Genomic DNA, 11572 nt, shown 5'->3' on the forward strand with positions numbered 1-11572 from the left:
TTGGAATGCCCGTAGTCCGGGTCGGTGTCCTGACCACCGGGCAGTTCGAGATCGACGTCGAGCTTGAGCGGTGGCGTGTACAGCTCGGGTTGTTGACCGAACCGAGTCACCCGATAGGCCAACTCATATGCGCCCGTCTTGAGGCGGTTCGGATCGATGAACAGCGTCGTGCGCTCGGTCAATTCGATGGGGTTGCTGACGGTCTGCTGGGCAACCACGTTGTTGTCGAGCAGCAACTCGACTTTGTCGGCCAGACTCTTGTTCGACCAGACGAGGATCTGGACTTTCAGGCCCTGGTTGGGAAAGTTGAGCCGTGCGGCGGCGAGGTTGATGCCCTTCTCGCCATTCGGTAAGTCAATGGCACCGGGAAGCTCCGGATCGAGCAAGGCCAAGGGGTTCAGATTTCTCAGGGCTTGAACGAGCATGAAGGGCACTCCTGCCAGTGAATGGGCGATGGAGTGATTTAAGGTCTGAAGTGAGAGAGCTGGCTACTGTCAGAATTAACAGGTAGGTGGGTATTTCCGATGGACGGTACGTCGGACAGCTGACCTGTTACGTTGGCTCCGGCACCGTCTCATCAGTTTGAGTTGTCCGAGGATGGCGCAAACGAAAAAGCCCACTGAACCTGTAAAGGCCAGTGGGCTTTTTGCCGGGGCTTGACTGCTTTACGCAGCTCAGGTCGCCACGTTCAGGTGTTTGCCCACGGTCGCTACGTTGTCGAGCGAATACTGCTTGCTCAGGTTGGCGATCATTTTGTTCAGGGCTTCAGTCACGTTGAACTGGTCGGTGGAGCTGTCGGTGTTTTGCTCGCGGCCGGCTTGCAGGGCGGTTTTCAGTTCATCGCTGCTGACTTCACCGCTGCTGTCGCTATCCAGGATCTTGAGCAATGCAGCGCTGGTGTCGGTGCTGGTCGACGAGGTGCTGTCGCTGGCCAGGGCATTGCTCAGTTCGGTGGCGGTGATGCTGCCATCGCTGTCGGTATCGAGTTGGCTGAACAGCTCTTCGCTGGACACCTGCTGAGGTGGCGGTGGCGGCGGGGCCATCGCGGCCATTTCCTCGCTGCTCAGGCTGCCGCTTTCGTCGCTGTCCAGGTCGCTGAAGTTCTTGCTCAGGGTGACCAGCAGACCGTCGTCAGTTTTTTGCGACAGGGCACTACTGAGTTCATCCTGATCCACCGAGCCGTCGCTGTTGCTGTCGAGTTTGGCGAGCAGTTCTTTCTGGAATTGCTGGCTGCGGGCGCTGTGGGTGGCGGTGCTGCTGGTGCTGGTATAGCTCGTGTAGTTGCTGACACTACCGATCATTGTGCTCACTCCTTGGAATGGGAAACCGGTGGGGGCACCGGTTTATGCAGCCTCAAGGGGCAAGGTGTCGTGGGTATGTGGGGTTTGTACCGATGGGTACACATACTTATCCGGTCAGCCCCGGACCTTTGTAGGAGCGAGCTTGCTCGCGAAAGCGGTGTGTCAGGTGACATCGATGTTGACTGTGCCGCCGTCTTCGCGGGCAAGCCCGCTCCTACAGGCGGGGTAGGCGGATGACCGCTGTCAGGCCACCGCCGGGCGTTTCTTCCAGGCTCAATTGCCCGCCCAAACGCTCCGCGGCTTCCCGGGCGATGGTCATGCCCAGGCCGACGCCGCCCGAGTTGCGATTACGCGAACCTTCCAGGCGAAAGAACGGTTCAAACACTGCTTCACGTTTATCCGCCGCGATACCCGGGCCATGGTCGATGACCCGGATCACCAGTGCCTCGCGGCTGTCTTCAAGGGTGATCAGCGCATTCCCGGCATAACGCAGGGCGTTGTCCAGCAGGTTATTGATGCACGAGCGCAAGGCTATCGGCTGCACCTGCAGCGGGGCACAACGGCCACTGGCCTGGACGTCGGCGCCCTGGTCCTGGGCGTTTTCGCTCAGGGATTCGACCAGCGCCTGCACGTCCATCCATTGTGGCGCCTCGCTGGTGCGCTGTTCGTGCAGGTAGGTGAGGGTGGAGTCGAGCATGTCGATCATGTCGTCCAGGTCCTGACGCATCTGGCCTTGCAGCTTCTCGTCGTCAATCTGTTCCAGTCGCAGCTTGAGCCGCGACAGCGGCGTGCGCAGATCGTGGGACACCGCGCCGAGCATGCGCGAGCGTTGCTGCACTTGTTCCAGAATGCGTTTTTGCATCAGGTTGAATGTATGTGCCGCTTGCCGCGCTTCCCGTGGGCCGGACTCCTCCAGCGGCGGGCTGTCGAGATTCTCGCTCAGGCGCTCGGCGGCATTGCTCAAGCGCTGAATTGGCCGGGTCAACAGCTTGGCGCCGTACCAGGCGGCGATGATCAGCGAGACAAACTGAAAGGTCAGCGGCACCAGTGGCCCGCCGAACCACGGCCGTGGCGGCCGGTTGTCGAAGCGCGGGCTCATCGGTGGGCCTTGCCCGTCGAAGCGCTCGGAAAATTCCGACGGCGGAGGAGGCGGCGGGCCGTAATGTTTGAACCAGAAAAACGCCAGCAAATGCGCCAGTACGATCGCCAGCAGCAGCACGCCAAACAGGCGGCCGAACAGCGTATCGAAGCGCGCACGCATCAGCCGATGTCTCGTGCGTCGAACAGATAACCCTCGCCGCGAACGGTCTTGATCAGCTGTGGGGCTTTCGGGTCGTCGCCCAGTTTCTGGCGCAGGCGCGAGACGAGCAAATCGATGCTGCGATCAAACGCTTCGATCGAGCGACCACGGGCGGCGTCCAGCAGTTGTTCGCGGCTGAGCACCCGGCGCGGACGTTCGATGAACACCCAGAGCAAACGGAATTCGGCGTTGGACAACGGCACCACCAGGCCATCGGCGGCGATCAACTGACGCAGCACGCTGTTCAGGCGCCAGTTGTCGAAGCGAATATTCGCACGCTGTTCGGTGCGGTCGTCGCGCACCCGACGCAGAATGGTCTGAATCCGCGCGACCAGTTCCCGCGGCTCGAACGGCTTGGCCATGTAGTCGTCGGCGCCCAGTTCCAGGCCGATGATCCGGTCGGTGGGTTCGCAGCGGGCGGTGAGCATCAGGATCGGGATGTCCGATTCGGCGCGCAGCCAGCGGCACAGTGACAAGCCGTCTTCGCCCGGCAGCATCAGGTCGAGCACCACCACGTCGAAAGGCTCGGCTTGCAACGCCTGACGCATGGCGGCGCCATCGGTGACGCCGCTGGCGTGGATATTGAAGCGGGCCAGGTAGTCGATCATCAGTTCGCGAATCGGGACGTCATCGTCGACGATCAGGGCGCGAATGCTCCAGCGTTTGTCATCGGCCGGCGCTTTTTGATCGTCGTTCAGAGGTGCTGGGGAGTTGTGCATGCGTGCGTTCATCTGCCAGATAGGCTGCCAACCACAAAGATAGGCTGCGAGGTTGTGGCTTCAGCATAGGCGTCCGGCCGTGGGGCGGGAAGTGCTGTAGGACCTGTTGCGGCTGCCGAGGGTAGCGTTGAAGGGTGTTGCGGGCGTGTCGTGTGTGTATCGGACTCGACACAATTGGCGCAGGGGCTAGTCTTGGCTGAGCAGACTCGACGATTTACCGATCATCGGGTCCCGCAGCGGCGCTGGTTCCGCTACAATGCGCGCCGATTTCGACTTGCCTGAGAGCCCACTCATGTCCGCCTGCCAGACGCCTATCATCGTCGCCCTGGATTTCCCTACCCGTGACGCCGCACTGAAGCTGGCCGATCAACTGGACCCGAAACTGTGCCGGGTCAAGGTCGGTAAAGAACTGTTCACCAGTTGCGCTTCGGAAATCGTCGGCACCTTGCGCGACAAGGGTTTCGAAGTGTTCCTGGACCTCAAGTTCCACGACATTCCGAACACCACCGCCATGGCTGTCAAGGCGGCTGCGGAAATGGGCGTGTGGATGGTCAACGTGCACTGCTCCGGTGGTCTGCGCATGATGGCCGCCTGCCGTGAAGTGCTCGACCAGCGCAGCGGCCCTAAACCGCTGTTGATCGGCGTGACTGTGCTGACCAGCATGGAACGTGAGGATCTGGCGGGTATCGGTCTGGACATCGAACCGCAGGAGCAGGTGCTGCGCCTGGCCGCGCTGGCGGAAAAAGCCGGGATGGACGGTCTGGTCTGCTCGGCCCAGGAAGCCCAGGCCCTGAAAACCGCTCACCCGTCGCTGCAACTGGTGACCCCGGGGATTCGTCCGGCGGGCAGTGCCCAGGACGATCAGCGCCGCATCCTGACCCCGCGTCAGGCGCTGGATGCCGGTTCTGACTACCTGGTAATCGGCCGTCCGATCAGCCAGGCGGCGGATCCGGCCAAGGCGTTGGCGGCGGTCGTCGCAGAAATCGCTTAAGCGGCGCCTGCTAAAACCATTCGCGGGCAAGTCGGATCGCCGCACCGCTCGCTCCTGAGCGAGGCTTGCCCGCGAAGCTTTTACACCTTCAACACCAACTTCCCGAAATTCTCGCCGCTGAACAACTTCATCAGCGTCTCCGGGAAGGTTTCCAGTCCTTCGACGATGTCTTCCTTGCTCTTGAGCTGCCCCTTGGCCATCCAGCCGGCCATTTCCTGTCCGGCGGCGGCGAATTGCGCGGCGTAATCCATCACCACGAAACCTTCCATCCGCGCACGGTTGACCAGCAGCGACAGGTAGTTGGCCGGGCCTTTGACCGCTTCCTTGTTGTTGTACTGGCTGATGGCACCGCAAATCACCACCCGCGCCTTCAGGTTCAGACGGCTCAGCACGGCGTCGAGGATATCGCCGCCGACGTTATCGAAATACACGTCGACGCCTTTTGGGCATTCGCGCTTGAGGCCGGCGGTGACGTCTTCGTGTTTGTAGTCGATGGCACCGTCAAACCCCAGCTCATCGATCAAGAACTTGCACTTGTCCGCGCCGCCGGCAATGCCGACCACCCGGCAACCTTTGATCTTGGCGATCTGCCCGGCAATGCTGCCCACCGCGCCGGCCGCGCCCGACAGCACCACGGTGTCGCCGGGTTTCGGCGCGCCGACATCGAGCAGGGCGAAGTAGGCGGTCATCCCGGTCATGCCCAGCGCGGATAAATAGCGCGGCAGCGGCGCCAGTTTCGGATCGACTTTGTAGAAACCTCGCGGCTCGCCGAGGAAATAATCCTGCACACCGAGGGCGCCATTGACGTAGTCCCCCACGGCGAAACCCGGATTGTTCGAAGCGATGACTTTGCCTACACCCAATGCACGCATGACTTCGCCAATGCCGACGGGCGGGATGTAGGACTTGCCCTCGTTCATCCAGCCACGCATGGCCGGGTCCAGAGACAAGTATTCGTTCTTGACCAGGATCTGACCCGCCGCCGGTTCGCCGACCGGTACTTGCTGATAGGTGAAAGTCTCGCGGGTAGCCGCACCCACGGGACGTTTGGCGAGCAGGAACTGACGATTGATCTGGGTAGTCATGACAGGCACTCAAGATGAATGAAGTCTTGTTGATAGACCTTCAATGGCGATGTCGCAAGGTGGGCTGACGCTGCGAATGCACCTCGATCCAGTGCGGTGATAGTCACGGCGCCCGTTCTATCACTGCAACTCATGGGTGCCCAACCGGCCTTCTGATAATGCTGCCGGGCCATAGGCCCCTGTGGCTAGACTGGGCACACACGATCCCCCCGCATTCTTGCCTTCGAGGACATAACAATGAGCATGACGTTTTCCGGCCAGGTCGCTGTTGTGACAGGCGCGGCCAATGGCATTGGCCGCGCAACCGCTTTGGCGTTCGCCGCCGAAGGTTTGAAAGTGGTGGTGGCCGATCTGGACGCCACGGGTGGTGAAGGCACGGTGGCGCTGATTCGCACCGCCGGCGGTGAAGCGACCTTCGTGCGCTGCAACGTCACTGTGGAAAGCGATGTAAAACATCTGATGGACGCGGTGGTGAATACCTACGGCCGTCTCGACTATGCCTTCAATAATGCCGGCATCGAGATCGAGAAAGGCAAGCTGGCCGAGGGCACGGCGGAAGAGTTCGACGCGATCATGGGCGTCAACGTCAAAGGCGTCTGGCTGTGCATGAAGTATCAGCTGCCGTTGCTGCTGGCCCAGGGCGGCGGCGCGATCGTCAATACCGCTTCGGTCGCCGGCCTGGGGGCTGCGCCGAAGATGAGCATCTATGCCGCGTCGAAACACGCGGTGATCGGCCTGACCAAATCGGCGGCCATCGAATACGCCAAGAAAAAGATTCGCGTGAATGCCGTGTGCCCGGCGGTGATCGACACCGACATGTTCCGTCGCGCCTATGAAGCAGACCCGAAGAAGGGCGAGTTCGCCAATGCCATGCACCCGGTCGGGCGTATCGGCAAGGTCGAGGAAATTGCCAGCGCGGTGCTGTACTTGTGCAGCGACGGCGCGGCGTTCACCACCGGGCATTCGCTGGCGGTGGATGGGGGCGTCACGGCGTTTTAACTCTTCAAGCCAGACGCGAAGCTTTGTAGCAGCTGCCGAGCCTGCGAGGTTGCGTTCGGCTGCGCAGCAGTCGTGAGTCCAGTGGCCGCGGCCTGCCTGAAACACCGCAATCTCTGATTTTACGACTGCTGCGCAGCCGAACGCAGGCTTCGCCAGCTGCTACCCCTCGCGTTTTTTTATCGTTCGGCGCCAGGTTCCCTGAAGGCACCAGGCATTGTGTTTCAAATGGTTAGAATCAAGGGTTTTGGCGGCGTTGTCGCACATCCCCTCGAGCGCTCCTGTGATTAACTGTTTCCCGCAAAACGGACAGGAGTTTGCTTGCTCATGGAGTTGAGAATCGATCGACAGGCATTGGTGCCGGTCGTGCAGCAAATCGTCGATGCGTTAGCCGACTGGCTCCGCCGTGGCGAAGTGTCGCCGGGGACGCGTTTGCCCTCCGTGCGGCAAATCGCGCGGATCAATCTGCTCAGTCAATCCAGTGTTGTCGAGGCCTGCGAGCGGCTGGTGGCCCAGGGCGTGCTGGCGACGCGTAACGGGGCGGGTTTCTTTGTTGCGGCAACGACGCTGGCCGCTCAGGGGCAAGGGGATTTTTCCTGGTTCGAAGGGGTTGGGCACAAGCAGAGCGATCTCGTCGGCGAATTGAAACTGGGTTGCGGCGGATTGCCCGAAAGTTGGCGCGAGACCGACGACCTGAGCTACGCAATACGCCAGGTCAGCCGCACCGACATGGCCGGTTTGTTCAACTACAGCACACCGCTGGGCCTGCTTGCCCTGCGTCAACAGATCCTCAAGCGGCTGAAACAGCTGGATATTGCGGTGGATGAAAACCGGATCCTGACCACGGCGGGGGCCAGTCACGGGCTCGACCTGATCGTGCGTACTTTGTTCAAGCCGGGCGATTGCGTGGTGGTGGAGAGCCCCGGTTATTCGATGCTGTTCGATCTGCTCAGGCTGCACGGGGTCAGCATGATCGAGGTGCCACGAACGCCTCGCGGGCCAGACACTGAAGTACTCGAGGCCTTGTTGCGCACGTACAGGCCCCGTGGTTTGTTCATCAACAGTTTTTATCACAACCCCACCGGCAGCAGTTTGACCTTGGGCGTGGCTCAGCAGGTTCTGCAACTGGCCAGAAACCATGATGTGCTGGTGATCGAAGACGACGTCTATGCGGATTTGCACAGCGGCCCCGGTACGCGTCTTGCGGCATTGGGTATCGATGACAACGTGATTTATGTCGGCAGCTACTCCAAAACCCTCAGCAGTTCGTTGCGGGTGGGCTTTGTCGTGGCGGGCGGCGACGTCATTTCGCGACTGGCCGAAGTCAAGATGATCAGCAGCATGGGGGCTTCACGGTTTTGCGAGTCGGTGCTGGCTTGTTTGTTGGCCAATGGTGCCTATCGCAAATTGGTGCAGCGTCAGCGCCAGCGTTTGAGCACCGACAGGGAAGCGGCCTTGCAAGTGCTCGAAGACGCGCAATGGGAGGTGTTCGGCAAGCCGGTGGGCGGCCTGTTCATCTGGGCGCGGTCGCGCAAGTCCGACTACGCCCAGGTGCGGACTCAGGCGCGGCGCTTCGGGGTCCTGCTGTCTTGCGCAACGGCCTTCAGCCCTACCGGCCAGGCTCATGACTGGCAGCGCATCAACGTCGCCTATGCCTGTGATCCTCGCGCCCGGGCATTTTTTCAGGCCACCGCCAGGGGCGGTTGACCCCTGCGGATCGACCTCAAGCATTCTGAAAACGACGCGAGCGTAGCTTTTTGCCATTATTCCGACGTCAGAGACTTGTGTTGGCACAAGCCCGTTGCGAATCTGCATCAACAGACAATGGCAGGGGACTAAGCGCAATGATTTCGGCCGTGCAAGGACGTTTTGCCAACCTCGGTATGGCGAAAAAACTGGGTGTCGGGTTTGTACTGGTGCTGCTGTTGACAGCCCTGGTGGCGGCCATCGGCGTATGGTCCCTGCAAACCATCAGTCATCGCTTCGACGGGCTCAAGCAGATGTCGTCGCTCAACAGCGGTTTGCTCAAGGTGCGTTTGCTGGAGCAGGACTACGCCCTGGGCGGCGACCCGAAAACCGCCGACGCCTTGCGCGCGGGGGTGGACGCATTGATCGCTCTGGCGACCGAGCTCAAGGCACAGTCCGCGGCCAACGTGCCGGTCATGAATGAAGTCGAACAGTCGCTGGGGGCCTATCGCAAGGCTTTTGACGAGTTCGTCTCGCTGAGTCAGTCCAAGGACCTGGCCCTGGAAATGGCCAGTTGGTCGGTGTCCAGCGTGGCCAATAACCTGGACGTGCTGCAGACCGGCCTTGCCGACGATGGCGCCTACACCTTGAAGGAATCCGAGGGCAAGGACGGCGCGCAATTTATCGAACAGGCGAACCAGGTCAGCCAGGTCTCGCGGCTGATGTTGCAGGCCATGAACGAAGCGCGTGTGCGCCTGGACCAGAGCCGCAAGGGCGACGACAGCGCCGGGCAGGGCAAGATCGAGCAGGCCGACCAGGCGCTGACCCAGGCCGAGCAGCTGAAAACCACGGTCAAGGATGAGGGTTACCAGACTGTCCTCAATGAAGTGTCCGGTCACATTGCCAGTTTCAGTGAAAAGCTCGCTGAGTACACCGGCTTGTTGGCACAGGAAAAGACCGTCTCCGAACAACTCCACCAGCGCGCCGCCCAAGTGGTTGAACGGGTGGATCAGGCCTACATTGCCGAAGACCGGTCAATGCAGACCGAGCTGAAAAAGAACTCGCTGTTGATCATCGGCTCCTCGGCGCTGGCCTTGCTGGTCGGGCTGATTGCCGCGTGGGTGATAACCCGGTTGATCGTTGCACCGCTGCGCAGTGTGATCCGTGTCGCTCAACAGATCGCCGCGGGGGATTTGAGCGCGTCGATTGAGGTGACCCGCCGTGACGAGATTGGTCAGTTGATGCAAGCCATGCAGCAAATGGGCGCGGGGCTGAGCGGTATCGTCAGTGGTTTGCAGGCCGGTATCGAACAGTTGGCAAGTTCAACACAGTCGCTGTCGGCGGTGACCGAGCAGACCAACCTTGAAGTCAGCAGCCAAAAAGAAGAAACCGAACAGGTTGCTACCGCGATGAACCAGATGACCGCCACGGTGCATGACGTTGCACGTAATGCCGAGGAGGCCGCCCAGGCGGCGCAGACGGCGGATGACAAGGTCGAAAGCGGTCAGCAGGTGGTGCGTCAGAGCATGGCGCGGATCGAGCAGCTGGCGGATTCGGCTACGTCGGCCAGCTCCAGCATCGAAAGCCTCAGCGCGCAAATCCAGAACATCGGCACGGTGCTCAGCGTGATCAAAAGCGTGGCCGAGCAAACCAACCTGTTGGCGCTCAATGCGGCCATCGAGGCGGCGCGGGCCGGTGAGCAGGGCAGGGGCTTTGCGGTGGTGGCTGATGAGGTTCGGGCGCTAGCCAGGCGCACCCAGCAATCGACCGAAGAAATCGAGCGTCTGGTCAGTGCCTTGCGCTCGGCGGCGCAGTCGTCGGTGCAGCAGATCCAGAGCAGTGGTGAGTTGGTGAAGCTGGCGGTGAGCGATGCGTTACAGACCGAGAGTGCATTGGGGAGCATTGCGGCAGCGGTGTCGTTGATTCAGCAGATGAACCAGCAGATCGCCGCGGCTGCGCAAGAGCAGAGCTCGGTGGCCGAGGAGATCAATCGCAGTGTCACAAGCATTCGCGCCAGTGCCGATCAGTCTTCATTGGCGATGCAGGGCAATGCGGCATCGAGTATTGAGTTGGCGCAGTTGGGGGTTGAGTTGAAGGGGATGGTGGGGCACTTCAGGCTGTAGACGCCCCCTGATCCCGACGCAAAAAAAAGCCACCTGATCCGGTGGCTTTTCAGCATTTGCATGATCAGTCGTAGAGCGCTTTCTTCTTCCAGTCGGCATCGGCCTCGACGTCTTTGAGACCTTCGGTCAGTTGGTTCACCTCGCCTTCAACCGGGGCGATCTTGTCCATGACCAGAGCGTTGGCGCGGGCCAGGAGTTTTTCCAGGTACTCGAGTTGTTCGCTGTAGACCTGGGGTTCCGGTTGTTTGCGCAGGTATTGCACGCCGCGTTCGAAGGCCAGGCGGGCCTGGCCCGGCTGGTTCTGTTGCAGGGAATGCTGGCCGAGGTTGTTGAAGAATTCGATGTGCAGCAGGACCAGAATATGGCGCACTTCGCGGATCCAGTGCTTGGCTTCGTTGGGCGGCAGGAAACCGTCCTGTGCGGCGCGGGTGATCTGGCCATGCAGGGCTTCGAGCAGGAAGCGTACGTCTTTGGCCTTGGCTTCGGTCTGGATCGGTGCCGGCGGGTTGTTGACCGGGATCGATTCGCCCTGGGCGACCAAGGCACTGAGCTCGGTAATCCGTGCCTTTAGCGTGGCGTTGGACTTTTCCAGGTTGAGCAGGCGCTGGCAGACGTTCAGTTCCAGACGGGTCAATAGCAACTTGAGCGCGGGTGTCGTGAACTGACCGGGGAAGGTCTCGGTGATTTCGCCGCAGCGACGCAGGCGGTCGTTGAGTTCAACCTTGGTGCGGGCTTTTTCCAGCTTATTGTTTTCCACCACATGGTTGATGTAGCCAATGGCGATCAATAGTGCGATCCCGGCTACGACTAGCAGGGTGATCATGAGTGGTGTCACCGGTAAGACCTCTTTATGGGGTTCGCGTGCGAGTCGAGTGTAGTGGCTTGGCATTTGGGCGACCAGGGCCGCTCGACGAGTGAATCGGCTGTGGCTCTGCTTATATCGGCCGCAATGCCGCATATATAAGTAAATAGCGTGCGAGGTACACATTGCCATCATCCAGGCAGGGACTATAGCGTCTTGATGGATGCCAGAATATAGGCGCCAAAGGTCAGGCGACGCAAAAGGCTGAATCGCGCCCAAAGCAGGGCGAAGTCATTGATTTAAATAAATTTATATCTGGGGGTTGACGACCCCTCAATCCATCCATAGAATGCGCGCCACTTACAGCGTAAAGCACACAGCGAAACGCGGTAGGGAGTGAATGTTGTACGTGTGTCCCCTTCGTCTAGTGGCCTAGGACACCGCCCTTTCACGGCGGTAACAGGGGTTCGAGTCCCCTAGGGGACGCCACGATTACCCGCTTTGCGGGATTTTTAAGGGTCATTCAATTATTGAATGGCCCTTTTGTTTGTCTGGCGTTTGGCCAACTC

General features: G+C 60.5%; 9 protein-coding genes, 1 tRNA gene and 2 pseudogenes. 6 read left to right on the plus strand and 6 right to left on the minus strand.

The features are described from left to right. The 4 genes and pseudogenes from HCU66_RS26040 to HCU66_RS26055 all read right to left on the minus strand — a co-directional run. Positions 1 to 425: pseudogene (locus HCU66_RS26040) on the minus strand (hypothetical protein); the annotation flags it as partial. Positions 426 to 674: 249 nt separating this feature from the next. Continuing rightward, positions 675 to 1301 carry an EF-hand domain-containing protein gene (gene xopAW, locus HCU66_RS26045; RefSeq protein ID WP_205891249.1) on the minus strand — a complete coding sequence of 209 codons (627 nt, stop codon included), beginning with the start codon at positions 1299 to 1301 and terminating at the stop codon, positions 675 to 677. 214 nt (positions 1302 to 1515) lie between these two features. Further along, positions 1516 to 2562, minus strand: a complete 1047-nt coding sequence (locus HCU66_RS26050; protein WP_205891250.1) for a sensor histidine kinase — start codon at positions 2560 to 2562, stop codon at positions 1516 to 1518. Beyond that, complete coding sequence (locus HCU66_RS26055) at positions 2562 to 3320, minus strand: response regulator (protein ID WP_205891251.1); 759 nt, start codon at positions 3318 to 3320, stop codon at positions 2562 to 2564. The genes HCU66_RS26050 and HCU66_RS26055 overlap by 1 nt, the downstream gene beginning before the upstream one ends. Positions 3321 to 3612: 292 nt before the next feature. Between HCU66_RS26055 and pyrF the strand changes: the two genes are divergently transcribed. Then, positions 3613 to 4311 (plus strand): orotidine-5'-phosphate decarboxylase, encoded by a 699-nt coding sequence (pyrF, locus tag HCU66_RS26060; RefSeq protein WP_205891252.1) that lies wholly within the window; start codon positions 3613 to 3615, stop codon positions 4309 to 4311. A gap of 80 nt (positions 4312 to 4391) precedes the next feature. On the opposite strand, the gene HCU66_RS26065 is transcribed toward pyrF, so the two are convergent. Next, on the minus strand, positions 4392 to 5396 hold the full coding sequence (locus HCU66_RS26065) for an NADP-dependent oxidoreductase (protein ID WP_205891253.1): 1005 nt from the start codon (positions 5394 to 5396) through the stop codon (positions 4392 to 4394). A gap of 237 nt (positions 5397 to 5633) precedes the next feature. Here HCU66_RS26065 and HCU66_RS26070 point away from each other — a divergent pair, with 237 nt between their 5' ends. The 4 genes and pseudogenes from HCU66_RS26070 to HCU66_RS27640 all read left to right on the plus strand — a co-directional run bounded on the left by HCU66_RS26070 (position 5634) and on the right by HCU66_RS27640 (position 10201). Further along, entirely contained in the window at positions 5634 to 6395 is a 762-nt protein-coding gene (locus HCU66_RS26070) for an SDR family oxidoreductase (RefSeq protein ID WP_205891254.1), read from the plus strand. Between the two features lie 324 nt (positions 6396 to 6719). Further along, the gene (locus HCU66_RS26075; protein WP_205891255.1) at positions 6720 to 8099 is read left to right on the plus strand and encodes an aminotransferase-like domain-containing protein; all 1380 of its coding nucleotides are present in this window, start codon (positions 6720 to 6722) and stop codon (positions 8097 to 8099) included. 176 nt (positions 8100 to 8275) lie between these two features. Continuing rightward, positions 8276 to 9340, plus strand: a pseudogene (locus HCU66_RS27635) (HAMP domain-containing protein); the annotation flags it as partial. Continuing rightward, positions 9338 to 10201 (plus strand): methyl-accepting chemotaxis protein, encoded by an 864-nt coding sequence (locus tag HCU66_RS27640; RefSeq protein ID WP_420908078.1) that lies wholly within the window; start codon positions 9338 to 9340, stop codon positions 10199 to 10201. The pseudogene HCU66_RS27635 and the gene HCU66_RS27640, both read left to right, overlap by 3 nt. Before the next feature lie 64 nt (positions 10202 to 10265). Here HCU66_RS27640 and HCU66_RS26085 read toward each other — a convergent pair whose 3' ends face one another. Beyond that, on the minus strand, positions 10266 to 11024 hold the full coding sequence (locus HCU66_RS26085; RefSeq protein ID WP_205891257.1) for a hypothetical protein: 759 nt from the start codon (positions 11022 to 11024) through the stop codon (positions 10266 to 10268). A gap of 392 nt (positions 11025 to 11416) precedes the next feature. Between HCU66_RS26085 and HCU66_RS26090 the strand changes: the two genes are divergently transcribed. After that, positions 11417 to 11492, plus strand: a tRNA-Glu gene (locus HCU66_RS26090). Positions 11493 to 11572: the final 80 nt, after the last annotated feature.

This window comes from Pseudomonas frederiksbergensis, from assembly GCF_017114915.1.
Lineage (GTDB): Bacteria > Pseudomonadota > Gammaproteobacteria > Pseudomonadales > Pseudomonadaceae > Aquipseudomonas > Aquipseudomonas frederiksbergensis_I.